The following is a 25,505-nucleotide window of genomic DNA, read 5'->3' on the forward strand; positions in this document are numbered from 1 at the left end:
AAGAAGTGTGTTCATTACTCTCCTTTTTCTTCTTTTTAGTTGTCCTATAATTAACTTGTAAAGATAATGAGGTAGTGAAAGGGGATTTTCAATGAACGTGCAGATGAGAAAATGGAGCATGCTCTCGATGACTGCCATGATAGCGCTGTCCCTAAGTGCATGTGGTTCCGGAAACACACCAAGTACTGCGGGAAGCAGCCCTGCAGCTGCAACAGCAGCACCCGCGGCTACAACCTCCCAGCCCGTTAAGCTCCGCATTGTATGGTGGGGTTCACAGGCAAGGCACGACGCTACATTAAAAGCACTAGATGCGTATACAAAGAAACATCCGAATGTGACCTTTGAGCCAGAATTTTCTGGGTTTGATGGATACGCGGATAAACTGGCTACTCAAGCTGCAGCCAAAAATGCTCCGGACATTATCCAAATGGATCCGGCATGGCTCGCCGAGTATGCAGGAAGAAACCAGCTGGCTGACTTATCCAAAGGCATTCGTACCGAAGATATCGATAAATCGCTCGTGGATTCAGGGAAGTTTAAGGATAAGCTTTATGCCATCGCTCTAGGCAATAATGCAACGGGCATGATCTACAATAAGAATGCCGTTGAGAAACTAGGGGTCACGCCTCCCAAAAACGGTTGGACATGGGATGAATACTTCCAATTCGGTAAAGATGCTAAAGCCAAGCTTGATAAAGACAAATATGTGTTGATGGATGGGACATCCGATTATACCATGTATTCTTCTTATCAAATTAGCCAAGGCAAAGGCTACCCGATAACGGTAGACGGTAAATTCAATTTCGATAAAGAAACGTGGCTAACCTATGTTAAAAAATACACGGAGTTGCGAACAGCCGGGGTCATTCCACCCGCTGAAATCGCCAGCACAGATAAAGAATCGGACGCGAAGCTGGATTTAATGAACAATGACAGTGTATTGATGAAACGCACTTTCGCCGCTCTATTCCCTGGTTATGAGGGTGTTAAGCCTGGTGCTTACTCACTCATTGCTCAGCCTAAAGGGCCACAATCCAGCGGATTTCTGAAGCCTTCCATGTTCTGGTCCATAAGTGCTGATTCCAAGTATGCCGAAGAATCCAAGAAATTCATCGATTGGTTCGTGAATGATAGCGAAGCCGCAGACATTCTAACGACAACACGTGGCGTGCCGGTTTCCAAAAAAATGCTCGATTACTTAACACCTAAGTTAACTGCCGCAGATAAATTACAAATTGAACTCATTAAAACTGTTGCTCCTGACGCTCAGCCTTTCAATGCTGGGGCTAAAGGCTGGAGTAATTATACAGCTAAAGATTATAAGAGTATCGGTGAAAAAGTGATGTTCGGCAAAATAACACCAGAAGCTGCTTATGAGGAGCTTGTGAAAAAAGCAAAAGATTATCAATAATTTACATGAGTAAGGAGCCTCTTAGAGGCTCTTTATTTTTATATGGCTGCCTTTGGAGCAGTACGCAAAAAAGAACGACCCTCAACGTGATGTTAAGAGGCCGTTCTTCGAGAATGCTATTTGTGCAAGCTAAGCTTACAGTTTTACAACGTTCTCAGCTTGTGGTCCGCGGTTGCCTTGAACTACGTTGAACTCAACGCGTTGGCCTTCGTCCAAAGATTTGAAACCTTCGCCAGTGATTGCGGAGAAATGTACGAATACATCGTTGCCGCCTTCAACTTCGATAAAGCCAAATCCTTTTTCTGCGTTAAACCATTTTACTGTTCCTACTGCCATGGGTAATACCTCCAAAGTTTTATTAACATGTCTTTTTTCTTGTTTCGAACAAAAAAATTACACATTGGAAAAGGTTTCATTAACTTAATGATAACCCTTTGCAATACGCAATTCAGGGTGAATCTTTAAGACTTAACATTACTTTACCACACAATATCATGTAATGCAATTGTCCCTAGAAGGGATTTCTTGCTAAAGATAAGAACTCTTCCCTGTCCTCTATTTTCAAGGCAATAGCAAGTGCTAATGCGACATCTTTCGACGGCTCGATTCGACCATTTTCGATAGAATTAAGGATGGAATAGCTGATTCCAGCCTTCTCACCAAGCTTACGGAGAGTTAGATTTTGCTGCTGTCTGAGCTCTTTTAATTTCGTATGAAACGCCACTGTTGCGCCCTCCTCAGCCATTTTGGTTGCCTTGCTGCCTGCGAATTTCGGCTTTAATTTTGTCGAATGGGTCCTGCCAATGGGGGGGCTTGATGGTCTTGCCGGTCTCATTTTTATGAACTTGTCCATCGGGCCATACCTTGGACATATTTGCATGCTGAACAATATCAAAAATCGGTCCAGGCTCTACACCCATTTCAACCAATGTACCAAGGACAAAATATAACTCATCGATCATCGCATCCACTTCGTCTTCCAGTGTGGCTGCTTCTTTAAACTCCTGGAGTTCCTCTTCCATCCAAGCTAGACGAGCCGCTTTGCGGCTTTCGGAAAGGCGCTTTGGAGATGTGCCTACGGGATGCTCAAACGTCTCATGAAACTTTTTAACATCATCAAATGCTTTTTTTAAGGTCATTTCGTTTCTTCTGCTCCCTTGCAAACGGTTTTCTTTTATATACCATTTAAAAGTACCCTCGGTCAACAAAAAGCCCTAACTCGATTCTCCTTCGATGGTGGTAAGTACTTCACCATGAAAGGAGATCGAGTGAGGGCTTGAGGAGGTAGATTGAGGCTTAAGCGCGGTTTTCGCGCTTTAGCAGGCTTGTCCATTTTTATAAACGACGGCCTGTAATGAATCTATCTTTCCAGTAGCTTTGGTTTAAATCAAGAATAACTACACCAGAGCTTGGCGTGTTACTAATGAATTTACCATTGCCAACATAAATACCGACATGATTAATGCGGCCGGGTTTCGTCGTGCTGAACATGACTAAATCACCCTTACGCAAGTTTGCTTTCTTTTTAATAGGCGTTCCTAGCTTTGCTTGATCATCGGATCCCCAAGGAATCGTGATGCCATTCTTTTTGAAAACGAGTTGTGTGAACGAGGAACAATCTAACCTTAAACGTTGAATGTCTCGGACACCGAAACGATATTTCACTCTGCCTACATAGGACTTGGCTGTACGGACAATGCTATCTGCTCGCGACGCACTTATCGCTGTGCTTGTAACGTCAAGCGCATCTATAGTGCTGCCTGCTTCAACAGCAGCATGGGCAGCTTGCGGGCTCCACAGTACGCCTCCCGCGGTCAACAAGGAAAGACTAAGGCTTATCCCTACTAACGATTTACTAAGGCGGTTCTTATCTATGAAAATCATGATTGATTTCCTCCTTCTTGATCGTGAATATTAGGTATGACCTGTGCTACAACCATAGCACAAGATTACCCGCCTAATATTTACCACAAAAAAGAGAAAGTCGCTAACCGCCTAGCTTTATTACCATTTCTGAGAATTTGATGAGAATTTGATGAAAATCATTCCCTTGACACATATTTGTCTGGTTTATCTCCCGAATTCTCCTGACGATACTCCGAAGGGGTTACGCCGTACTTTTTGCGGAAAACTTGCGAGAAGTGGCGCATATCATGGTACCCGATACGTTCGGCCACGTCAGCAAGCTTGAGTTTGGGATTCATCAGCAGCTGCTCCGCTTGCTCCAAACGCAGGTGAATAACGTACTCCTTGAAGCCTTGACCCGTCTTCTGCTTAAAAAGCTGACTAAAGTAGACAGAGTTTAAGTAAACGATCGAAGCGACCTTCTCTAGCGATAGATCGGCATGGTAGTGCGTGCGGATATATTGCAGGGCAACTTCTATAGAGCGATCGCTGCCGCTGGCATGGTGCTCGTAGACCTGCGTCGTAGACGCTTGCCTCATGCGCTGTACTTCTGCCGGCACCGCCTGGAAGCAGTCGATCAGCTCGGAGCTCATCATCTGGAAGGGCACCTTCAGGTACTTCACGAGATGGCTGCGCAGCTCATCCACCAACAGGGTCATGCTGCCACCTTCCGGCAGCGTAACAAGTCCTAGCAGGCTCTTGCTGTCGTGCACCGTCACGAAGCCCTTGCCGTAGCGCTCGATAAGCTCAAGCAGGACGTTCTCGATAATGAAATTTTCGAGGAAGACAGGCTTATCCGTCTCCATTTTAACCATAATAAGATGAAAATAAGGGTGCTGCTCCATGAAGGGTCCCATATCGATGCGCCCCGTGTCCAAGCCTTGTGCCCAGCGCTGGAAGACGGCTTCCTGCAAGTATTTGCGGTTGGTCTTCAGCAGTTCAGCCTCTTCGATCAGCTCCGTATCACGCGTAACTTCTTCACTAAGCTTGCTGATCATTTCAATCAAAACCTCTTTGCCGATCGGCTTAAGCAAATAGTCCTTCGCCCCTAGCCGCACTGCCTCCTGAGCGTAAGCAAACTCAGAATAGGCCGAAATGACAACCCATTTCACATGGGGATGCCGGCTCCGAGACATATTCATGAGTTCTAGACCGGTCATGCCCGGCATCAGAATGTCCGTGAGAACGATATGAATCTGATGGCTGCGCAGCAGCGTGACGGCTTGCTCCGCATTCGCAGCCAGATGAACCTTATGCTCGGGGAAACGGTTCTGCAGCGTACGCTGAATGCCCTCTCGTATGACTGTTTCATCATCTACGATGAGAATGTCCATGTTTTACATTCCTTTCCGAGGAAGCGGCATCGCGATGATGACCGTTGTTCCTTCCCCTTGTTTACTATGAATACGGAGCCCGTAGGCATCTCCGAACATTAATGCTATGCGGCGGTGAACATTGGTAAGTCCAATGCCCCGCCTTGTTTTCACAGAAGGACTTGACGCTTGGAAGTAGCTTGGCGCTGTAGACTGCTCCATTTTTATCGAAGCAACCACGCCGCTTACCTCCGTTGTATCCGCGCGCAGCAGCTCCTGCATTTCCTCTAAGGTGCTCTCAGGCATACCGACCCCGTTATCCTTAATAATGATATGAAGCTCTTGCTCATGGACTTCCGTAAATACATGGAGATTACCCGGCTCACGGGAAGGCTCCAGCCCATATTTAACGGCGTTCTCGATGATCGGCTGCAAGGTCATTTTCGGGAGGATGACTTCCAGATAATCGGGATCAATTTGTATGTCTGTGCTAACCCTACCCTCTAAACGGCTCTCAATAATCGTGATGTAATGCTGCATTTGATCCAGCTCCTGCCGCAGCGTCGTCTTAGACGCTTCCTGCCAGTCGCTGCTGTATCGAAACATATGGGACAGGGCCAAGATCACCTTGCCCAACCGATCGTTCTCCCTCTCATCCAGCATCCAATAAATCATATCCAAGGTGTTGTAGAGGAAATGAGGATTAACCTGCGATTGAAGTGCCTGCAGCTCCGCATTCTTCTCACTCATGGAAGAGAGTGTAATGCGCTCGATAAGCTCCTCCATCCGATTCACCATTCGGTTAAACGATGAGACCAACGAATTAATTTCCTCAAACGACTTCACCGTCACCGAACCTTTGAAATTTCCCATCTCTACTTGCTTCATCTCGCGGATGAGAAGCTTGAGCGGTGATGCGATGTTGCGGGAAATAAGACTTGCCAAAGCGGTCGACAAAATAACGAGTACAACAATAACCACATACAAATACTCTCTTGTTTTCACGACCTCAGCGTTAATATCCCCTTTGGGGGTGAAGCCGATGACCGTCCAATCCGACATCTTCGCCTTCGCGGCGACGATCAGCTGATCCGTCCGATCATCAACGATGATCTCATTGGATTGAGGACGCGGAAGCCCGCTGAAAGAAGGCGGAATAACCTGCTCTTCTGCGGTAGAAGCGATCATCCGATTCTCGCGATCAACAATATACACGAGGCTGTTCGGACTGATGGTCACATTCGAAAGTGCATCTAGAATCGGACGCGGATTCGTTTCAATGAGCATAACGCCTATCACTCGGTGGTCTGTTAAATCATACAGCTTGCGCCCAAATATGAATAACGGATCCTTCTGAAACTGATTGATGACAGAGCCTTGGAATAGCCCAAGCCAAACCATCTCTCCGGATGAATCCTGCAGCTTCCGGTACCACACCGAGGATGGATAGTTCGTGTCCATAACACTATGGAATCCTCGTTCGTAGTTATAGTTTTTGCCGGCATTCGTAATCACATGAATTCCGACAATATCATCGCGTGAGTAATAGATAGCCCCTAAGATATTGGTAATCGTGCGCTCATTAATAATGCTAATAGCTTCATCCTTATTAGTATCGCGATCTTGGATTAATCTGAGCAGCTCAAAATTGCTGTTCAGTGATTTCGTAATACTGTCATAGCCTTGCAGCAGCAAATCAAATAAACCTACCGTTTGAGAAATATTTTTCTCCGCCAAATCACTAATTTTACTATGGATGATATCCGTCGTTTTCTTATAATAGAGCACGCTTCCCAAGAGAACGAGGACTAACATACAGGAGATAAAGAGAAGAAATAGCCGGTTATGAATGGAGTGCAGGCCTCGTGTCACTTGGTTGTCGGTCCCCTTTCGCTATACGCTATTTCCTATTTTATCATAGGCATCCTAAGAAACAGCAAAAAGAGAGGGGTGAAATTAACCCTTCACCGCTCCCGCTACCATACCTTTTGTAATTTTATCAGCTAACAAGAAATAGATGAGAATAACCGGCAGCGCGCCCAGAACTAAGAAGGCACCGATCGCTCCGTAATTGACCGAATATTGACTGACGAAGCTGTTCACCCCGAAAGGCAGCGTCTTCAGCCGCTCGGACGAGATGAAAGTCGCCGCGAGAATGTACTCGTTCCAAATACTAATGAAAGTTAAAATACAGACTGTCATCATTGGAGGAACCGAAATCGGTAAGATGATACTGCGGAAAATCCGGAAAACCCCCGCGCCATCCATAACCGCGGATTCCTCAATCTCACTCGGAATGGATTTCATAAATCCACTGAGGATAAAGACCGCAATCGGCGTCTGGAACGCTATATATGGAAGAATGATCGATATATGCGTGTTCAGTGCGTGCAGATTTTTGAAAATAATCATGAGCGGCAATAACGTTGCCTGCAGCGGCACCATCATCCCGATGAGGAAAATGACCATCACGAGCTGACCATATTTCCAGCGGAAACGGGAGATCGCGAACGAAGCCAGCGAACTGAGCAGCAGGACGCTCACCATCGTAACCGAAGTGACGAATAGGCTGTTTTTCAAATATTGAAAATAGTGCCCCGCCTTGATCGCATCCGTGAAATTCTTCCATTGAAGCGTATGAGGGAGAGCAAAAAATTGGCCCGACAGGATTTCTTCATTGCTTTTTAATGAATAAATGGCCAGCCAAAGCAGCGGATATACTTGCGTAACCACGAGTAGGGAAAGAAAGGCGATCACGATGATTTTGACGATAGAGAGGCGTTTGCGTCTCCGAATGGTTGCAGGCTTAGCCGAAGCTATTTCCCGTGCGGTCTGCATGGTAACACTCCCCTCCTTCATGAAAATCTTCTCTCTAGTCGGTTGAATACCGCATTAATAATAACCGTTGCGATCAAACACATGCCAACCAAGCAAGCCGCAATCGCACTTCCATACCCATATTTCATGGAGAGGAAGGACATGTTGTACATATGCGTGGAAATCACGTCTGTCGCGTGTGCTGGTCCCCCTGCGGTCATGACCATGACCATGTCGAAAGCTTGCAGCGAGCCGATGAAGGCGAGGACGATCGATATTTTAAAAATCGGAATATTCATAGGGAAAGTAATATGCCAGTCGGCTTTAAGCCCCTCGGCTCCGTCAATCCGGGCTGCTTCATAAATATCAGCAGGGATGTTCTGAATACCGGTAAACTGGATCAGCGTATGGTAACCTAAGTACTGCCATAGGGCTACAAAATAGAGAGAATACATCGCAATCTTAGGATCTGTCAGCCACGATCTCGTCCAACCATGTAAATTCAACATGTCGAGCACTTGATTGAGCATGCCCCCCATCGCAGCGGGGTTATAGATCGTTTTCCACAATTGACCGATGATGACGACGGATAAAATAACAGGTAAAAAGTAACTCGAAACGAGAAAATTCGGTTTTTTAATAAATCGGTTCAAGAGAATAGCTATACCTAAAGCGACCGGAATTTCAGCCATGGAAAACACAGCAAACATCAATGTACGGCGAACCGACGGCCAGAATACAGGATCTGCGAAAAGCAGGGTTTGAAAATTTTTGAGACCGACAAATGTCGACTCGCCAATTCCGTTCCAATCCAGCAATCCACTGTAAAGAGACACAAGAATCGGGACGAAAACGAGACTAACATAGATCAGCAAACACGGTAGTACAAACATGGCAATCGTCCACTTGGAGACTCTTAACACATTCACTTGGCTCGCCTCCTTCCTGGCATATACCAATCGGAATTTACCTTCAGCCCTTTGCGGCGCTCAAGATAAATTCCGATTCGGCTGCTAATTCATCTTATTTTTTATTCGTTTCGTAAGCGGTTTGGTGCTCTTTGCCCACTTCAGCAGGATCTTTCTTCTGTACGAAAAGGTTTTGGATGCTTGTTAAGTGTCCTTGAGCTGTTCCTGGGTTCATCGTATTGTCGAACGCAAGGTCGCCGCCTTTCACTTGTTTGAACAAACCAAGCACTTCCATCGCCATATCGGAGTAACCAGCGGCTTTAAAGTCGCCGTCTACTTTTTGTGCGATACCTACAGCGCCTTTTACAGCGAAAGCTTCTTTAGGGAAGTTCAGCATGAAGTAGTTCAAGAAATCTTTGGTTTCTTTCAAATGTTTGCTGTTTGCAGATACGGCGAACGCGCTTCCTGGAGCAAGCATGAACTCGTCTGGGTTCCCTTTACCTTTAACAGTTGGGAATTTGAACACGCCAACTTTACCATTAACGGAAGATGTTTCGATTCCGCCAGTTGCCCAACTGCCCATGTAGTACATAGCAGCTTTGCCTGTTTTGAACAAATTTTCACCCGCATTGTAGTCAAAAGAAGTTGCGCCTTCTTGGAACGCGGCAGCTTGAACCAAGTCTTGGAAGCTGCTTACAGCATCTGTAAATGCCGGATCAGCAAACGTCTTTTTGCCATCAACAACGGCTTGCAGGAAGCCTGGGCCGCCATTTGTGCGAAGCAATACGTTCATGAACAAGAAGGAACCCGTCCAGGAATCTTTTTCACCGATAGCCATTGGCTGAATGCCTTTGCCCTTCAGTGTTTTTACAGCTGCAACCATTTCTTCGAAAGTCTTCGGCACTTCAACGCCAGCTTGTTTGAACAAGTCTTTGTTGTAATAAACGAGACCGATGTTGTTGCCATCAGGCAAAGCGTAGATGTTGTTGTTGAATGTGTACCAGTTCAGGATGCCTTCTTGGAACGTCGCTTTAAGTCCGTTTTGCTCAACCATGTCGTTCAACGGTGCGAACAGGCCTGCATCAACGAAAGGTTTCATTTGAGCGGACGGGTTCACGATTGTGATATCAGGCACTTCTTTGGAAGCCGCTTGTGTTTTGAGCTTCAGCTTTTGTTGATCTGTGTTCAGGGAGTCAAGCTCGATCTTGATGTTCGGATTTTTCGTTTGGTAATCGTTAACGATTTTCTTCAACATGCCGTTCTTTGGATCGGTTGGATCCGGATATATATTTTGGAACGTGATCGTAATGTTCTCCTGCTTTTTAGCTGGTGCTGTCGCTGTCGGAGCCGCGCTTGTTTTCGTATCTGTTGTGCTGCCGCTCGTGCTTCCACCCGCACCGCAAGCTGTTAAGCTGATAGCTAGGAAGCTAGCTGCAACGACGCTTAATGCTTTGTATTTAGTTACCAATGTGAATCCCCCTCGTTTGTTGGTTGTTCTTGATGTCCTTATTATCGCTCGAATATGGTAACCCTTACAATGTGGGAACTATAGGTATGATGTTTGATTTTTATAGGTTTATGTTGGAAGTGGGTGTGGATGTTTGGTATGAGGAGTGGTGGGGGTGGGTGAAACAGTGAATGTTGGATAGGAGTGATTAATGGGCGAGGCAAAAGTGACTGGTGGGATAGGAGTGACACGTGCGAGTGGCGATGGAATGACGGACCCATACCTAAACCCGACTAACCTCTCCCTTATCCGCTTACTTGCAAAAACAAATAATCCTCCCTTCTGGCCGATAGACACTTATTCATACTCTCAGAGCTATTTTCTATATAAAAAAACTAATAGCTTCCATTACAAGCAAAAAGATCAACCTCTCACGCTAGTTCAGCGAATAAGAGGTCGATCTTTAAAGATAAATGATGAGTGCAGCTTATAAAAACTAGTAAGCCTTCGGTACCTCGACTCTGTTCGTTACACCGTCTTCAGTGAAATAAATATGTGTGTCGAAGCCTTGATCATCCATGAAATAGGACACGTATTTCGGCTCGCCGTGCTTGATAGGCACGAGGAGTGTCGCGATGCGGTGGCTGCGTGCCGACTTCGTCGTTGCCTTCAGATGCCAGTGCAGCGGCAGTCCCTCGATTTCGGCTGGATCCACATCCGAAAAGCCTTGATGCTGTGTCAGCTCCAACTCACCAGATGAACAATAGACAAAACGGCCGTCCATATCCGCCTTGCGGCCTTGGACTTTGAAAGTCTGTCCGTTCATCTTCATTTCATACAGGGTCTGGAACAGCCAGTCAATAGAGCCTGCCTGCGACAGGTCGATATGGTCGACGACAACAACGTACGTGCCGAAGAAGTATAGCTCGCGTACGTAACGCTCCAAATACGGAACGTACTCCTTGTATGCTGCCGTTGCGTTACTACGGGAATAACCGTAGCCTTTGCGCTGCTCGGCAACTTCAACAAACCCATTAGCCGCCATGTTCAGCACTTTATTCTTCTCGGCATATTGACCCAAACCGTCAATCAAAATATTGTTCGTCGAACGCGTCTGTCTGCGCCAGTTCATATGCATTGTGCTGCTGAATGCCACGTAATAACCGCTTTCAATGGCAAGCGGTTCCCCGTAAGCATGCAGCAGGAAGCCGTTCTGGTCGCCATGACTATGGCTGACGGAGCCGTATTTGCTGCTCTTCGTCAGCAGCATGATATGGCGCTCCGGATCGGCCATTTGCGAGTGAAACGCCACCCAGCCGATGTCGCGGAACCATTTGACCGGCTCGATATTCGCATCTGTTGGGGCGATAGCTTCCACTTGCGGATAATCATGACGGTAGACCATTTCGTCGAAACGGAAATCCCACCAACCATAGTTGTAAAATTTCATTTCCGAATCGGTATCCGTTTCACGTACCCGCTCAAAATACCACTGGTACAGGCCGTTACCAGTCACACCGGCGAACTGACGGATGTTAAAGCCAGTTTTCAAGCTAACCGGATCGCCAAGGGTCGATTGGTCACCGAAGCTTGCGCGAAGGGTATCCGGGCTGAATGCGTAAAGCGGGAAATCGCCTGTTTTCGTGAAAAACGGTCTTTGATAAAAATTAATGCCTGTATATTTCTTCAGCAAATTCATCGCTTCCGTAACAAAAGCCATCCCGGTCGTCCAATACATCGGACCTTCCGCCCAGCCTCCATCCGGTCCGCCCCAAGGCGAATATAAGCATGCATAGTATTCGAGGGTATAATCGAGCCATTCGCGAGCTTCCGGCTCCTCATTCAAGAGTGCGATGCAGCACGGGACCAATACACTGGATAGCGAACGCACCGCATGACTGTCGAACGGCACATGATGGATCTTGGAATGCTCAATAACATGCTGGGCGATTTGACGCGTACGGGCAAGCAGAACTTGCCGCACCTGCTTACGCTCATCCTCTGTTAACCGAGCATAAAGCCAATCATAACCCCATGCGATTGCTCCAGCCATACGGAAGGAGGCTTCGTCGTTGTAGTCACGGCTTGTTGTACCGTTCACGTCCCAGCTGCACAGATGGAGCAGCCACGTTTTCGCGCGATCTAGCAGCGTTTCGTCATTCAAAATTGTACCGGCTACCACGAGATGGCGAACCGCATAGAGAGCTTCCTGGGTATCCATGTACATTTGTCGCCATAGCTTAGCTACACGCTTATTACCCGGATATGGCAGCGGCTCTGTAATCAGCTCACGCTCAATCCAAGGCTTAACGGATTTCTCGTAAAAGATGTCAAATCCGCAATATACCGGATCTGCAGCTAGCCCGCTGCGAAAGGCATCAAGCTCAGCCGACTGCAGCCATAATCTAGGATGCTGGGAAGATACTTCCGCGTATCGGCGTTCTCTGTTAGGCAGCGGTGTTTCCGGTAAATCGGCTGGCACCTCGAAGCGTCGAACGAGGCTCCAGACGGTTTGGGAGCCATCTTCCTGGAGAAGGGCGTACCGCCAGAAATAGGTACCTGGGGTTAGCGCATCATCCGGTGTATATAAGTTATATGGAATCGGCTTTATCGTTTGTGTGTCAGCCTGAGAGAAGGCCTCAGAATGCGAGATTTGCAGTACATAGCGATCATGCTCCAATTGTGCAGGAATCCACGTGAAACGAGGTGGGTTTTCCAGCAGTACGGTCTGCTCATTCGGTTCATATTGTACAGTTAAAACGCCGCTCTGCGGTTCGTATAATGGCGACAATGAAGTCATATCCATTCTCCTCCGGGTGTTCTTATATTAAAAGCAAGCCTTTATCAGCTGTTAATTGAATGTGTTTTGAGCTGTTCGTTTGTCCCGGTATAGAAATGGCGATTTCCTGTGTGGAAACGCGAGTAAGTTCAGCGCGGCTGCCTGCACGATACACATGAATAAAGTCAGCCTTGCAGTCATTGCGACGGTGAAGCATCGCTGTAAGCGACTGACTCGGATCAACGGAGTCACCCGGTGTCTGTACAGCGAGAAGCTCATCGCCCGGCTGCACAAGCGCCGTATGGAACACGGTCGCGGCGGAGCCGTTAGGATCAGAGCCTAGGGCATAGGATACGCTCAATTGAGCTGAACCACTTGCCTCGATCGAATCGCTAGGCACGAACTGGCCGATGATCGGCAGATTTTGCTCAGTGACAGTGATGGCATTGGAAGCAGCATCCTTCTGTTCAATGAGAAGTTTGTAAACTTCATCTCGGCTGAGCGACTGCTCCGAATGCGTTTGAACAGCAGGATGCATCCACCACTCGATGCTCTTCGGCTCTTCTCCTGAGAGTTCGACTTGGAACCAATCCAGCAGCCAATCGCCAGTAAGAAGCAGATGGCGATTCAACGTACACCCTTCGTAGGCTTCTGTTGACTGCAGCCAAGTATAGACGGTTGAATCCGTAGCTTCATAGCGGACGCAGCGCCCTTCATGCGGCGCTTGGGATCGGCCATCCAGCGACACGGTGTTGTGGCTGGCGGTTTCGGCAAACCACGATTTCCGCATGGGCGAGCCGTAAGGCACCATCCCGAAATCGGGCGTCAGGGTTTGCTCCGTATGCATCAAGGTCAGATGCAGCTTGTCGTAATGGCCGTGGGACCCGCCGTGCTCGCCGAAATCGGCGAGGAACGAAAGCGGGTTCCCGGCTGCGCGGCCGATGACGAAGCCGGCGTCCGGCCAGAGCCGCGACTCGCGCGGCTCAAGGGCAGGCGCGCGGTCAGCGGCCTCGCCAGCGCCGTAGAGCAGCGCCTCGAGCTGCTCGCCGCCGGCAGCGCCTAGCTGCCGGTACGCTTCGCGCAGGACCGGCGCGAGTCCGGCGATGCCGTAGATCGCGAGCCCCTGCTCCGCGATCTCGGCGATCTCGCGGGCATAGGGATCCCGCGCGAGCGGCCCGTCATGCAGGGCCGGCAGCGCGCCCTGGTCGTCGGCCAGATCGGCCAGGGCCTCGAGCATGCCGCGCATGAATTGGCCGTCTGCGCCTGTCGTGGCGTAGAGATCAATACCGAATCGCTGCGCCATCTCTGCAGAGATTAAGTACGCGCGAAGCACGAATACGTGGTAGTACGTGCTTCCCTCGAACTCCAGCTGATCGGCCTTCACGCCGATCGATAAGTGATGCTTGAAGCCGCCTTGGCCTTCAATTAACTCTTCCAGTTCCGCTTGCTCTCCACGAGCGGCATAGACACAAGATAATGACGCGTTCAGCCAAGCGGTGTAGTTGTTCTCCGCATTGTTCCGCTCATGAATCAGGATATGCCGGTATTCTTCCATACTCCCCGCGAGTAAACCTAAGAAGGCGTCAATCGCCGCCTGCTCCTTCGCCTCGAAAACAACCCCCTCATCGCGCAGTAACAAATAAGCGCGAATCAAGGTCGTGGACCAGATCGCCTCGGTCAGTGCCTGGTGAAAAGCACGCCCCTTCAACATCCAGCTCTGAGCTTCGGGATGCACGGGGTAGAGCGGAAACTGCTCTGCGTACTCTACGAGCAGCCTTTTACTAATCTGCGCGTACGACTTTTCGCCCAGAGCTGCATAAACAGCCGCTGACTGCAAAGCCACCCGTGCAAGGGACTGGTGCTTAAATACAAGCCAAGCTCCTCGGTATACTTCTCCCTCGATTTTGCAACCGTGCGGACATAGAAATTCGGACGCATCCAGCTGCATTGAATCGAACATCAGTTCGGTATGATGGTGTGGACAGACATACTGGTGCCACCAACCCCCAGGATCCTTAGGAATGGAAAGGCTGCCTGCTTGCAGCAGCCTATCCATTTCCTCTTTCAATATGTGTGCTGTATGGCCTGCCCAAGTCAGTTTTTCCAGCTTTTCGCCTAACCTTAGTGCGGTACTCATCGCATCATCATCCCGCCGTTAATTTCGATCGTTTCACCCGTTACGTAGGCAGCTAGATCGGAAGCAAGGTAAAGCACTGCGCCTGCTACATCATCTGGTGTTCCTTCACGCTGCAGCGGAATGCCATTCACAGTTGCTTGGCGTGCTGTGTCCGTCGTGAATGTCGCGTGGAACATCGTATTGCCGATAAAGCCAGGGGAGACGTTATTCACAGTAATACCACTTGCCGCTACTTCCTTGGCTAATCCCTTGGAGAATGTTTGTACAGCTGCTTTACTTGCTGCATATATGCTGGAACCAGGTCCGCCGCCGTTATGCGCAGCAACCGATGTCATATTCACGATACGGCCGTAGCCCTTCGCTTTCATTCCGGCAAGCACTCTTTTGGACATGAACACGGCACTCTTTACATTTACATCCATAATACGGTTGTACATCTCTTCAAACATTTCGGAATTCGCAACACGTTGAACGAGATGGCCTGCATTGTTCACGAGAATATCAATCGTCCCACCCAAGGCTTGCTCAACTTCGCTAACGAGTCTGTCGATTTGCTCCAAATTCGTAACATCCGCCTGTACCAATACAGCCTCGCCGCCTGCCGCTTGAATGGCTGCTACAACTTCTTGCCCTTGTGTAACGTTATTCAAGCAGTTCACACCAACCTTCGCCCCATTGCTAGCCAGAGCTAATGCAATTGCGCGTCCAATCCCCGCGTTAGATCCTGTCACCAGTGCAATTTTCCCCGTCAAATCGATATTCATATGAATTCCTCCCATGTATGTGTATATACAATTTTTCTTTGTCCCACTTAGCGCTACAAAACACCCTCACCCGCGCAACCGAGGCCTCACCGTCTCCGGCATTGTCATCGTCAAACAGGTCCCTCGTCCCCACTCACTGTCTATAGACAGTCCGTAGGCCTCGCCGAACACCATCTGGATCCGACGGTGGACATTCATGAGTCCAATACCGCCACCTTGGGATTCGCCTGTCTCTTCCGGCTCCGCCAAACGGTTTTCCTCCAGCTTCGTGCGCAGCTCGGCGAGCCTCTCCGGCTTCATGCCTGTGCCATTGTCTTCGATAAACACTTGGAACAATCCGCCTTCTTTGCGGGCATCGATGCGAATGAAATGATGCGGTTCCACACCATCCGGGAATGCATGCTGAAAAATATTTTCGATGAGCGGCTGTAATGTCAACCGAACCATCTTCTCCAACAGCAACCCTGGCGGGATCGCAACATCAATTTCAAACTCTTTTCCCGTTCGGTGCTGCAAAACAATCATATAATTGCGTACATGATTCAGTTCATTCGCTACTGTAATTTCTTCTAAATTCGTCTGCACCGAGTAGCGGAGCATGAAAGCCATCGCTTCTACCATCTCTGTAATTTCACTGGAATCCTGAACAATTGCATAACAATTGATCGTTTCCAATGTGTTATATAAAAAATGCGGATTGATCTGCAGCTGCAAGGACTGAAACTCTGCCCGCTGCCGTTCAAGCTTCGTCTCACCTAGCTCAAGCTGGTTCTTTTGCTGCTCCAGCTCGGCTTCATACACCCGCTCGATCATATCGGAAAGACGCGTCACCATTAGATTGTAGCTGTGAATAAGCCCCCCGATCTCATCCGTTCGGCCAATCTCGTCGATGTACTGCCAGTTTCCTTTTTCCGTTTCCCGCATGCTGTCTTTCAGCCCTCGTATGGGGGCAATAATAGACCGGCCGAAACGGTAGGCCAACCATAGCGCGATAGCCAGTGTAACCAGACCAACGATGATGGTCGTTGTTCGAATCGTATCGGCTGGACGACGCAGCTCCTCAACTGGCATTGATGCGACAAGGTTCCAATCTGAGTAGCCGGATTTCCGTGATACAAACATACGTTCTTCCCCGTTGTATTTATGAAGGAATGTCTGATTGCCACTCGCCAAAACGAGCGATGACAGTTCGTCTTGAGGCTTCCGCTCGCTCATCGAACGAGGATAGATGTAGTTACCGGCATCGTCCACGATGAAGAAAAAGCCCTTTTTCCCTAGACTCACACGATCCCAAGTCTTTGCTAACTCATCTAGCTTAATCTCAATGGCAACAACCCCACGATTCTCATCTCCGTAAGAAGGCCCTCTTACTTTACGTGCCATTGTCACGACAGAGCCTTGATCAACCGGACGTATGCTCATGTTAAGCAGTGCTATTTTGCCATTACCAGGCGTCATTTTCATCAAATTATCATACTTCTCTTGCACCAACACGGGATCAAAGTTAAACAGATTTTGGTTTTCATAGATGACTGAACGTCCATGCTGCCCCACTACATAAATCATGTTTAACTGCTTATACAGCGTGACGATAGACTCCACAGATGCGAGTGCAAATTTCTTGATTTTATCCGAATACACATAATACTCATACGCATCATCTGGTTTGATTTCCATGAAAACCCGCACATCAGAGTTGGACGAAAAGGCATTGCTAAGCAGCTCGTAAGCCTGCAAATAGCTATCCGTCTGATAGTTCGCACTGTCGACCATTTGCTCCATATACTGCTTCACTTGGTCGTCTAACGCCCGTGATGATTGCCAATAAGATACTGCGCCTACGGACAAAAGTGACAGCACGATCACAATGAGAAAGTACGTATAAATTTGACCTGACAACGTCTTTCTTTTCATGAACGGATACCCATTTGTTGTCGATATTCGGACGGGAGGCAGCCTTCGTATTTCTTAAACGTTTTTGTAAAATGGGGATGATCGGCGTAACCGACCTCACCCGAAATATCTGTAATTCGCCACTGTGGCTGTTGAAGCAGCTTCTTCGCCTTTTCCATGCGTCTGCGTGTTCGGTACTGCACGAATGTTTCTGTCGTACTTTGCTTAAACAGTTGGCTGAAATAAGAAGGATTAAGCCCGATAAAGTCAGCCACCTCTTCTAAGGATACTTCCTCAGCGAGATGCGTCTCTATATAGTGCTTGGCTTCCTCAACAGGGTCCTTAAGCTTGCCTTTGCGTTTGATTCGAAGCTCATCCAGATACCCACTTACCGTAGTCGTGAAGCGAAGCCACGCTTCCTCCTCGCTCATAACGCCGGTTAAATCTAGCTCACCCTGCATGAAATATACATCCCTCACATTTAACCTTTGGTGCAGGAGGGTGTGGATCTCTTGCAAAATATCGCTAACCCGGTTGAGCTTGAGCTTATTCGCCTTCAGCTCCGCCTGAATTTCCTCTACGACGCCGTTTAATTCCTCCTGCTGCAGCATCCACACGGCTTGCTCCATGCGCCCTGCCCACTGTTCCAACTTCGTTACAGCAACGAAGGATTCGGAGCTTACTTTACTTTGGTTACGAATTAGCTTCTCTAACACGTGCTGAAATCCCTTAATGTTGACGGGCTTCAGTAAGTACTCTTTCACCCCGTAAGACACGCATTTCTGCGCATATTCGAAATCACCATAGCCGGAAATGACCACAACTTGTATGTCGGCATCCATTTCTGCAACACGGGCACATAACTCCAGCCCATCCATCTTAGGCATCCGAATATCGGTGAACAGGAAGTCAGGTCGTTCCTCTTGAATCCGCTGCAGCGCGACAACGCCATTCTCAGCCGTTCGCAGGCTTTCGATGGGGAGCTCCGATTGTTCAACGAGTTTCTGTAAGCCTTTGCGTATCATCGGTTCGTCATCGACAATGAGTATGCGGTACATGAGGAATGCTCCTTTCAAACCCTTATGAAATGCACGCTCCCCACGGGCTTGTGGGCACGTGAGGAGGCGGTCATGCTCAGCAGATGAGCTTATTTACGCGGCATCGACACCGTCGTACCGGATTCTTTACTATTGAATTTCTCTGTTGCTTCCTTGATTACTTCATTTCCGCCTTTGGATTTCCACTCCTCCAATACTTTCGGCCAGTCGGAGATCGGCTCTTTGCCGTACACCATTTTCACCATGTGCTGGAGAATGACTGGAGGCGCTTGGTCGGAAAGCGGTGAAATATCAGGGTTTTTCATTAAAGATTCAAGACGTGGCTCGAAGCTCATACCATCGCGTCCTTCATTTTTTAACGTTGTATCATAGACATTCATTAATTTCTTACCTTCTTCAGTCAAGCTGAGTGTCCCTTTATTATAAGTCGTATCTTGGACAAGCCACAAGAAGGATTGACGGTAACGCTCTTCATCTACACCTGCTGTATCCGTTGGGGCTTTGTAGTCGATTTTGCCATCCACCGTTTTGTAAGTGTCACCTTCAATACCGAAAGTAAAGTATTTCTCTGCCTCATCGGACATCATCCAATCGAAGAACTGGATGATTTGCGCAGCATTTTTAGCATTTTTATTGATGAAGTAAGCACGCGGCGCAGGTCCGTACAAGTAGTGGCCGCCTTTGCCATCCGGTCCTGTCGGGGATGCGATAATCTCGATATCACCCGTTGGAACTGTTGTTTTTAGCTGTGTTTCCCATTGCAGCAATTCATTTGCATTCATGGACCACATCCCTGCTTTACCCGCAAGAATAGTGTTTTTGAATACTGTGGCGTTGATCGTTGCGAATTCTTTATTGATCAAGCCTTCATCAAACATTGTTTTGTACGTTTGCAGCGCTTTCGTCATATTCTCTGTGTCGAAGAATTTAGGCAGAACTTGATCGCCTGATTTCTCGAACATGGATAGGTAAGGGAACACATCGAATGCACCGAAGAAGGAGTCTGAATACTTGAAGTTTTCACGACCCATGTACGGGTTCTCAACGCCCATTTCTTTGAACTTGCGAAGTACGGCCATGTACTCGTCCACTGTTTTTGGAACCCCTAGGCCTGTTTTGTCGAGTAAATCTTTACGAATGAAAATGGCGCGGCGGGATGGGTTGGACAAGTATTCAGGAATAGCGAAAATTTTACCTTGGTAAGTTACGTTATCCCAGGCGTCTTTCGGCACTTTTTTGAGCAGATTCGGTCCATACTTCTTCAACAATTCATCAAGTGACGTGAACACGCCAGCCTTCACGGAACCTGCCATTTCTTTACCGTTCACACCACCACTGCCCTGTACAATGTCAGGAATGTCATTGGTTGCAAACATCTGAATCATTTTTTGCTCATATTCTTTGTGAGGAACAAGTACGATATTCATATCGGAGTTCGTCATTTCTTCTAACTTTTTCACCCATTTGTCTTGATTAATATCAGGTGACTTCTCTACATGTCCGAATGCGAGTGTACGCAAGGAGATGGAGAATTTCGTTTTTTCAGCAGGCTTTGTGCTTGACGTGCCAGCCGCCGCGCTTGAAGCCGGTTGTTCAGCGGTTTTAGAAGAGCATGCAACCAGCAAACTGGCCATCATTACTGCTGCCATCGTGGTGGGAATCCATTTTTTCATTTCTACCCCTCTTTTCATTTCACTAAGATATGAACGCTTTCACATCTTCATTGTAAAAGCGTTTACAAATTGCCGATATGGAATGTCTTTAGTTCGATTTGTCTTTTTTTTAGAATGCTGTAGAAATTGTTGATTCCATACAGCACTATTTCCTTAAGATTTTACAGAACCCACCATCATTCCTTTAACAAAATGACGCTGCAAGAACGGATAGATCAGAATAATTGGGAGCGTCGCAATAATAATGGTCGCCATCTTGATGCCTTCCGGATCCATATTCGCAAGTCCGCTGAATTGGGAAGCGTTCGGATCAATACTGATATCCTCGGACACTATCAATTGACGGAGCTTTACCTGAAGCGGCCATAAGGCAGGCTTGTTGATGTAGTACAGTGCACTCTGGTACGTATTCCAGTGACCCACCGCATAAAAGATCCCTAGAGAGGCCATAACCGGTTTGGACAATGGAAGCACGATATTCCAGATCATTCTGAGCTCGGAACAGCCGTCAATACGTCCGGAATCAATCAGCTCACTCGGAATTTGCAAGAAGAACGACCGCATGACGAAAAAGTTGAAAGCACTGATAGCGCCTGGAAGCATTAAAGCCCAAAGGGAATTCGTCAAATGTAAGTTTTTCATCAAAATAAAGTTTGGAATCAGTGGAGCTGTGAATACCATCGTAATGAGAACCATGATTACTACAACGTTACGGCCAGCATATTCTGGTCTAGACACCGGATAGGCCAATGATGCCGTGGCGATGAGATTGATCAGGGTACCCACTACTGTAATATACACGGTTACTCCGAAGGAACGCCAGATTGCTGCGTCACTGAACACATATTGATAGTTGATCGTTGTAAATTGAACAGGCAGGAAGAGCACCTTACCATTCACAATGGCTTCCGAAGAGCTGAACGATTGGGCTATCACGTTTAAGAACGGCAGGAGCATCGCCAGCGATAAGAGAGTCAGAAAAAGCACATTAAAGATGTTAAAAACTTGCCAGCCGGCTGTCGGCTTGCGATTCATAAAGCGTTCACCTCCGTCTTAATACAAGCTTTCACCCGTTGTTTTTTTACTTAGCATATTTCCAGTGACAATAAAGATCACGCCGACTAACGCTTTGAAAAGTCCAATAGCGGTCGTATAGCTGAATTGTTGACCTAGCAACCCTGCGGTGTAAATATACGTATCTAGAATTTCACCATTTTCTTTATTTAACGGGTTCAAGAACACATAAACGCGCTCGAATCCAAAGTCCAAAAATTTACCGATATGAAGGAGGAACAAAATCATAATGGTTGGTAGAAGCGACGGTAGCGTAATTGAAATGGTTTGTCTCCAGCGGTTCGCGCCATCCACCTCAGAAGCTTCATACAGATCCGGATTAATTCCTGCTAGTGCGGCCAAATAAATGATCGTACCGTAGCCGGAATCACGCCAAATACCCGAGGAAATGAGCACTGTACGAATCCATGACTCTTCACCCATGAAATAAATCGGCTCGAAACCTAACCAAGTGATGAAATGGTTTAAAGCTCCCGTTGAAGGAGAAAGAATACCAATCGCAATCCCGCTCACAATAACCCACGATAAGAAGTGAGGCATGTAAACAACGGTTTGAAGTAAACGCTTGTACACTACAACGCGCAGCTCGTTAAGCAGCAAGGCGAGTATGATTGGCGCCGGAAAAGCCAGTACCAGATCATAAATGCCGATCAGAATCGTATTCTTCAAAATCTTGAGGAAGTCATAGTGGGCAAACATCCGTGTGAAATGCTCGAACCCAACCCATTCACTTCCCTTGAAGCCATCAAAAATGTTGTAATCTTGAAAAGCAATGACTGAACCTAACAAGGGCACATACTTGAAAACAATAAAATACAAAATCCCTGGCAGCGATATCAAATACAGCGCCTTATACTTCCAGAACGTTCGCAGAAAGGAACTACCTTTACGTGCCTGCGAGCGCTGATTCATCTTTTTTACCGCTTGTGCGTTGACCGCCATTCTTGGCCCCCCTCACTATTCTTCGCTGATGTTATATCTACATCGTACCCTGCTAAAGCGCTTGCAACAATGGATTGTCTTCTCACTCACTTGTGTTTTTTTTAGGTAATGGGAAGTGGATCTGTACGGCTTGCACTAGACGTAAGACTGAATTTCATCGTTAAAGCCACCACATTCACAACAAAAAAAAAACGACACCCACAAATGTGGGAGGCGCCTATCAATCCATTCACTTCATGCTCACGCGGTTCTACTCTCCGTGGACACTTGCCTAGCCGCTGACTTCCGCTTCGTCCGCAGTGCCTCAGGCATAGCGAGCAAAGCCGGCAGCAGCATCGGCAGCAAAATAAAGCAGAGTACAACGAGCCCCACGATCACGGCAACGGCTAGCTCAATCAGCAAAACTAGGCCTGATGGAACCAACGTCGCGAAGGTACCGCCGAGGATGACCATAGCCGAGATCACCACGCCGCCGATATGCTTAGCGGCCTGAACAATCGCCTTAGACGGCGATAAATCGCCCAGCTCTTTATATCGCATCATCAGGAAGATGCTGTAGTCGACACCGACGGCGATGATGATGATGAAGGAGAAGAACGGTACGAAAGACGAAACGCCGTCTGCACCGATGATTTTATCTGTAACGATATTGGTAGCGGTCATCGCAACATAGTAGGAAATCACTAAGGACACGATGATATAGACCGCTGGCCAGAAGGACCGTATCACGAACAACAGGACAATAAATACGCCAATGATCACGATGATCGCCGTGCTATTGAACGATTCTAGCTGTGCTTTGTTCGTGTCATAGGTCGTGGAGCTTGGTCCCGCGGCACCGACTTTCGCTTTCTCCAGCATCGTGCCTTTCAAACTAGACGCTAGCTCGGCGTTAATCCCCTCAATGGTGTCCATAGCCGCTGATGAGTACGGATCATCCTTCAGAATGACAATGAGTTTTGTACTCTTGCGATCTTTGGACATGAAGCTATCCAGCGATTTGCCGAAATCCGCGCTAGTTAGCGCTTCTTTCGGAATGAAGAACGTTTTCGAGCTGTTCAGCTGCGTCAGGAACTGGCTCGTTTTTCCAAGCCCTTCGGACACATCGCCAAGTCCGTTGCCGCTTTGGCCGAGGCCGTCCTTCAACTGGCTCATCCCGCCAGCCAAGCCCGACAAGCCCTCGTTCAGCTTCTGCTGACCGTCCTTGACGCTGCCCAGCGCGTCATTCAGCTTCGCCATGTTCGCGGCGATCTCTTGGCTGCCCGCGCTGCCTTGCTTCAGCCCCTTCGCGAGCGCCTCTGAGCCGCTCTGCAGTGAAGCCAATCCCGCAGCCAGTTGCGCCTGCGCGCCGTTAATCTGCGTAAGTCCCGCAGCAGCCTCAGCGAAAGAGCCATTCAACTTGGCGGCATTCGCGCCAAGCTCCTTCAGCCCGCCGTTCAGCTGGGCGAGTCCGGATTCCAAGCCCTCTCCCGTCTGCTTCAGCTTGATGTAGTCGCTATCCGAAGACAGTTGGCTGTACTTTGCACCTAGCCCGCCAATAAGCCCGTTCATCCCAGTCAGCCCCTGCTGAATACCAGGAAGCTTTCCTTCAATCTGACGATAACCGTCAGTTAAGGCACTATAACCCTGCTGCAGCTGTGTAAGTCCGCTGCTAATCTTCGACGTATTGGCATCGACTTGCGTCATGCCGTCCTTTAAGCTCGCAATGCCCGCAGTTAGCTCCGCAGCTCCGTCGGCACCCTGCGCAATACCCTTCGATACTTGCTCAAGCGCAACAGTAATCTGACTGTAACCATCCTGAACCTTACCCGTTCCCTCAACTAACTGATCGGTGCCGGACAAATCCGGACTGACCAGTTTGCTCTGCATCAAATTCAAACCATCTTTTATTTGATTGACACCCTTCTGCGAAGCCGTAATTCCTTCTGCGACAGTCGACGTTTGCGTCGAAATATAGAAGTTATCAATCGGCTTCGACTGTGGCTGCGTCACACTGGACACCTTATCCACGCCGGGTACACTCTTCAATTTGTCCGTTAGCTTATCAATTGCGGCTAATCCGTCATTATTATCAAGTGCTTTATCATTCTCAATCACGACCATGGTCGGCAGCGCTTGGCCTCGGCTAAAATGATCCGCTACAAGGCTGAATCCTTTGGTGGATTCATGGTCATTCCCTAACTCTTTCAACTGGTCAAAAGACAACTTCTGATGGTTGGAAAGGGCAATCGGAATCATCACAATCAGAATAAGCAGCGTTGTGATCACTGGTCTTTTCACAGCAATTGCCGTCAAGCCCGCCCAAAATTTACTTTCCTTATGTCCGGTTGCACCCTTGGAAGGCCAATACAACTTACTGCCCAGTACTTTCATGAGAAAAGGAGTCACTGTCATAATTTCAAGTAAGAGCACCGCCGTACCAATAGCCACCACATTGCCTGATTTATAAATACCAAAATCCGAGAACGTCAAGCTCGCGAAAGCAATAAATACAGTCAAAATACTATAAAAAATCGTTTTCCCAGCCGTTTTATACGTCACAATAATCGCTTCATCCACGGACAAACCATGGGATAATTCTTCTTTAAACCGATTGAACAACAGGATGTTATAGTCAGTTCCAATGCCGAAAAGAATTAAAATTAACAGCATTTGCGTGACACTTGTCACTGGAAACTCGAACTTATCAATAAGCTGCGCGGCAATCCCCATGGAGCATAGGTAGGAAATACCCACAGCAAGCAGCGAGACGATTGGAATAACAATGGAACGGAACATAATGACTAACACCGCTAAAATGAAAATCACCGTTAACGCCGCACTTTTTTCCACACCCGACTCGGATGCTTTGATGTAATCGTTCTGAATGAAGTCCTCACCTGAGAGGTAGTAATCCACGTTCACATCTTTCAAAACAGCATCAAATTCCTGCTGAATCTCATCGACATGACGTCCTCTTTTATCCAAACTAAAGCTAGCCATTAACGTCGTCTGATCCTCCGAAATAAGCGAGGACTTCGCATCAGGCAGTGAGAAAGGATCAAGCAATTGATCGAAACCAAGCTCCGCTTGATGATTCTTCATAGAAGTTATACCTGACTCGATTTGCTTCATATCCGCATCTGACAGTTTATTCGGGTTGTGGAACACGATGATATCGCTAGTCCCTTCTACTCCATTCATTTTGTTCAAAATCGATGCAGCAACCTTGGACGGACTGTCCTTTGGCAGCGGATCTTGGCCCCTAAGCCCTAAAATAGCATTCACATCGGGTTGAAAAACCGTGAGAACTACGGTGGCTACCAACCATAAGGCGATAATCGTCCAGCGCCATTTAATAATTTGTTTCATCTCTCTAATTCCTCCTCCGATTACAAATCGTTA

At 47.8% G+C, this 25,505-nt stretch carries 19 protein-coding genes; 1 reads left to right on the forward strand and 18 read right to left on the reverse strand.

Going from position 1 to position 25,505, the window contains the following annotated elements; all coding sequences use genetic code 11:
• Nucleotides 1-91 precede the first annotated feature (91 nt).
• Nucleotides 92-1,411: an ABC transporter substrate-binding protein gene (locus QFZ78_RS22390; RefSeq protein ID WP_307550825.1), complete on the forward strand. Its 1,320-nt coding sequence runs from the start codon at nt 92-94 to the stop codon at nt 1,409-1,411.
• A gap of 135 nt (nt 1,412-1,546) precedes the next feature.
• Here QFZ78_RS22390 and QFZ78_RS22395 read toward each other — a convergent pair whose 3' ends face one another.
• From QFZ78_RS22395 to QFZ78_RS22480, 18 genes are all read right to left on the reverse strand, one after another.
• Nucleotides 1,547-1,747 carry a cold-shock protein gene (locus tag QFZ78_RS22395; protein ID WP_028555213.1) on the reverse strand — a complete coding sequence of 67 codons (201 nt, stop codon included), beginning with the start codon at nt 1,745-1,747 and terminating at the stop codon, nt 1,547-1,549.
• Between the two features lie 175 nt (nt 1,748-1,922).
• Entirely contained in the window at nt 1,923-2,135 is a 213-nt protein-coding gene (locus QFZ78_RS22400; RefSeq protein ID WP_029196808.1) for a helix-turn-helix domain-containing protein, read from the reverse strand.
• A 13-nt stretch (nt 2,136-2,148) separates the two neighbouring features.
• Nucleotides 2,149-2,550 (reverse strand): pyrophosphohydrolase domain-containing protein, encoded by a 402-nt coding sequence (locus QFZ78_RS22405; protein WP_307550827.1) that lies wholly within the window; start codon nt 2,548-2,550, stop codon nt 2,149-2,151.
• 196 nt (nt 2,551-2,746) lie between these two features.
• The gene (locus QFZ78_RS22410; protein WP_307550828.1) at nt 2,747-3,295 is read right to left on the reverse strand and encodes a C40 family peptidase; all 549 of its coding nucleotides are present in this window, start codon (nt 3,293-3,295) and stop codon (nt 2,747-2,749) included.
• A gap of 158 nt (nt 3,296-3,453) precedes the next feature.
• Nucleotides 3,454-4,650 (reverse strand): response regulator, encoded by a 1,197-nt coding sequence (locus QFZ78_RS22415; RefSeq protein ID WP_307550830.1) that lies wholly within the window; start codon nt 4,648-4,650, stop codon nt 3,454-3,456.
• Nucleotides 4,651-4,653: 3 nt separating this feature from the next.
• Nucleotides 4,654-6,501, reverse strand: coding sequence for a sensor histidine kinase (locus QFZ78_RS22420; RefSeq protein WP_373461058.1), 1,848 nt, complete (start codon nt 6,499-6,501; stop codon nt 4,654-4,656).
• Between the two features lie 84 nt (nt 6,502-6,585).
• Nucleotides 6,586-7,467 carry a carbohydrate ABC transporter permease gene (locus QFZ78_RS22425; protein ID WP_307550832.1) on the reverse strand — a complete coding sequence of 294 codons (882 nt, stop codon included), beginning with the start codon at nt 7,465-7,467 and terminating at the stop codon, nt 6,586-6,588.
• A 17-nt stretch (nt 7,468-7,484) separates the two neighbouring features.
• Complete coding sequence (locus tag QFZ78_RS22430) at nt 7,485-8,375, reverse strand: carbohydrate ABC transporter permease (protein WP_307550834.1); 891 nt, start codon at nt 8,373-8,375, stop codon at nt 7,485-7,487.
• Nucleotides 8,376-8,469: 94 nt separating this feature from the next.
• Nucleotides 8,470-9,822: an extracellular solute-binding protein gene (locus QFZ78_RS22435; protein ID WP_307550836.1), complete on the reverse strand. Its 1,353-nt coding sequence runs from the start codon at nt 9,820-9,822 to the stop codon at nt 8,470-8,472.
• Between the two features lie 475 nt (nt 9,823-10,297).
• A complete protein-coding gene (locus QFZ78_RS22440; protein WP_307550837.1) occupies nt 10,298-12,601 on the reverse strand; it encodes a DUF4962 domain-containing protein in 2,304 nt (767 codons plus the stop codon).
• Nucleotides 12,602-12,623: 22 nt separating this feature from the next.
• Nucleotides 12,624-14,717, reverse strand: coding sequence for a heparinase II/III domain-containing protein (locus QFZ78_RS22445; protein ID WP_307550839.1), 2,094 nt, complete (start codon nt 14,715-14,717; stop codon nt 12,624-12,626).
• Nucleotides 14,714-15,481, reverse strand: coding sequence for an SDR family NAD(P)-dependent oxidoreductase (locus QFZ78_RS22450; protein WP_307550841.1), 768 nt, complete (start codon nt 15,479-15,481; stop codon nt 14,714-14,716). Before QFZ78_RS22450 ends, QFZ78_RS22445 begins: the two co-directional genes overlap by 4 nt.
• 66 nt (nt 15,482-15,547) lie before the next feature.
• Entirely contained in the window at nt 15,548-17,395 is a 1,848-nt protein-coding gene (locus QFZ78_RS22455) for a cache domain-containing sensor histidine kinase (RefSeq protein ID WP_307550843.1), read from the reverse strand.
• Nucleotides 17,392-18,432, reverse strand: coding sequence for a response regulator transcription factor (locus QFZ78_RS22460; protein ID WP_307550845.1), 1,041 nt, complete (start codon nt 18,430-18,432; stop codon nt 17,392-17,394). The genes QFZ78_RS22455 and QFZ78_RS22460 overlap by 4 nt, the downstream gene beginning before the upstream one ends.
• Nucleotides 18,433-18,521: 89 nt before the next feature.
• A complete protein-coding gene (locus tag QFZ78_RS22465) occupies nt 18,522-20,105 on the reverse strand; it encodes an extracellular solute-binding protein (protein WP_307550848.1) in 1,584 nt (527 codons plus the stop codon).
• Between the two features lie 153 nt (nt 20,106-20,258).
• Nucleotides 20,259-21,140, reverse strand: a complete 882-nt coding sequence (locus tag QFZ78_RS22470; RefSeq protein WP_307550849.1) for a carbohydrate ABC transporter permease — start codon at nt 21,138-21,140, stop codon at nt 20,259-20,261.
• 18 nt (nt 21,141-21,158) lie between these two features.
• Nucleotides 21,159-22,121 carry an ABC transporter permease gene (locus QFZ78_RS22475; RefSeq protein WP_307550851.1) on the reverse strand — a complete coding sequence of 321 codons (963 nt, stop codon included), beginning with the start codon at nt 22,119-22,121 and terminating at the stop codon, nt 21,159-21,161.
• Between the two features lie 240 nt (nt 22,122-22,361).
• Complete coding sequence (locus QFZ78_RS22480) at nt 22,362-25,472, reverse strand: MMPL family transporter (RefSeq protein ID WP_307550852.1); 3,111 nt, start codon at nt 25,470-25,472, stop codon at nt 22,362-22,364.
• Nucleotides 25,473-25,505: the final 33 nt, after the last annotated feature.

The organism is Paenibacillus sp. V4I5, assembly GCF_030817255.1.
Taxonomy (GTDB): domain Bacteria; phylum Bacillota; class Bacilli; order Paenibacillales; family NBRC-103111; genus Paenibacillus_E.

Excerpts from the sequence above, each read along its gene's own strand:
- QFZ78_RS22415 (WP_307550830.1), bottom strand. The coding sequence starts at position 4,650 with ATGGACATTCTCATCGTAGATGATGAAACAGTCATACGAGAGGGCATT.
- QFZ78_RS22450 (WP_307550841.1), bottom strand. The coding sequence starts at position 15,481 with ATGAATATCGATTTGACGGGGAAAATTGCACTGGTGACAGGATCTAAC.
- QFZ78_RS22405 (WP_307550827.1), bottom strand. The coding sequence starts at position 2,550 with ATGACCTTAAAAAAAGCATTTGATGATGTTAAAAAGTTTCATGAGACG.
- QFZ78_RS22480 (WP_307550852.1), bottom strand. The coding sequence starts at position 25,472 with ATGAAACAAATTATTAAATGGCGCTGGACGATTATCGCCTTATGGTTG.
- QFZ78_RS22460 (WP_307550845.1), bottom strand. The coding sequence starts at position 18,432 with ATGTACCGCATACTCATTGTCGATGACGAACCGATGATACGCAAAGGC.
- QFZ78_RS22395 (WP_028555213.1), bottom strand. The coding sequence starts at position 1,747 with ATGGCAGTAGGAACAGTAAAATGGTTTAACGCAGAAAAAGGATTTGGC.
- QFZ78_RS22465 (WP_307550848.1), bottom strand. The coding sequence starts at position 20,105 with ATGAAAAAATGGATTCCCACCACGATGGCAGCAGTAATGATGGCCAGT.
- QFZ78_RS22425 (WP_307550832.1), bottom strand. The coding sequence starts at position 7,467 with ATGCAGACCGCACGGGAAATAGCTTCGGCTAAGCCTGCAACCATTCGG.
- QFZ78_RS22410 (WP_307550828.1), bottom strand. The coding sequence starts at position 3,295 with ATGATTTTCATAGATAAGAACCGCCTTAGTAAATCGTTAGTAGGGATA.
- QFZ78_RS22445 (WP_307550839.1), bottom strand. The coding sequence starts at position 14,717 with ATGAGTACCGCACTAAGGTTAGGCGAAAAGCTGGAAAAACTGACTTGG.
- QFZ78_RS22440 (WP_307550837.1), bottom strand. The coding sequence starts at position 12,601 with ATGACTTCATTGTCGCCATTATACGAACCGCAGAGCGGCGTTTTAACT.
- QFZ78_RS22475 (WP_307550851.1), bottom strand. The coding sequence starts at position 22,121 with ATGGCGGTCAACGCACAAGCGGTAAAAAAGATGAATCAGCGCTCGCAG.
- QFZ78_RS22390 (WP_307550825.1), top strand. The coding sequence starts at position 92 with ATGAACGTGCAGATGAGAAAATGGAGCATGCTCTCGATGACTGCCATG.
- QFZ78_RS22455 (WP_307550843.1), bottom strand. The coding sequence starts at position 17,395 with ATGAAAAGAAAGACGTTGTCAGGTCAAATTTATACGTACTTTCTCATT.
- QFZ78_RS22470 (WP_307550849.1), bottom strand. The coding sequence starts at position 21,140 with ATGAATCGCAAGCCGACAGCCGGCTGGCAAGTTTTTAACATCTTTAAT.